This window comes from Milkweed yellows phytoplasma str. MW1 (assembly GCF_000309485.1).
Taxonomy (GTDB): domain Bacteria; phylum Bacillota_I; class Bacilli_A; order Acholeplasmatales; family Acholeplasmataceae; genus Phytoplasma.
This window is the reverse complement of record NZ_AKIL01000106.1, coordinates 1-486: the sequence shown is the minus strand read 5'-3', so window position 1 is coordinate 486 and position 486 is coordinate 1. Positions and strand designations below refer to the sequence as shown.

The window sequence follows — 486 nt, the reverse complement described above, 5'->3', positions numbered from 1 at the left end:
ATTTTTTTTATGTTATCATATAGTAAATTAATAAATAATTTTTTCTAAAAGGTATTTGTTTTAGAAAAATTAGTTGTTCTCATTCGGAACTATTTTGCTGGGGCTCACCCTTCTTCTATAAATTCTTTTTTATTATTTTTATATCTTATGGTTTGAATTAATTTATTAGTATTAGAATCATATTTATAACATTCAATATATTCAATTTCATCTCCATTTGGTTTATATTGAACCCATCTAACAATTTGTCTAGTTTTTTCATTAACTTCTTTTATATGATCTATTTTTGTTTGCGTTTTATCTTTATAAATTATTTTTTTTAATAAATATTCATTTTTTTCTTCTTTATTTTGGGGTATTTGTTTTGGAGAATTATTATAATCACAAATTATGAGTATTAAAACAATAATACTTATAATAAATATACTTAATCTGATTAATATTTTTTTATTTTTATAATTCATACTGTAAATTTATAATTCTTTT

Annotated in this window: 1 protein-coding gene; it reads right to left on the bottom strand. The window is 18.3% G+C overall.

Annotation, left to right across the window (positions count from 1 at the left end):
• Window positions 1-104: 104 nt before the first annotated feature.
• Window positions 105-464 (bottom strand): DUF2963 domain-containing protein, encoded by a 360-nt coding sequence (locus tag RI76_RS02115; RefSeq protein ID WP_017192500.1) that lies wholly within the window; start codon window positions 462-464, stop codon window positions 105-107.
• Window positions 465-486 lie beyond the last annotated feature (22 nt).

What these genes read in the sequence shown, in the direction of transcription:
- RI76_RS02115 (WP_017192500.1), bottom strand. Translation starts at nt 464, where the DNA reads ATGAATTATAAAAATAAAAAAATATTAATCAGATTAAGTATATTTATT.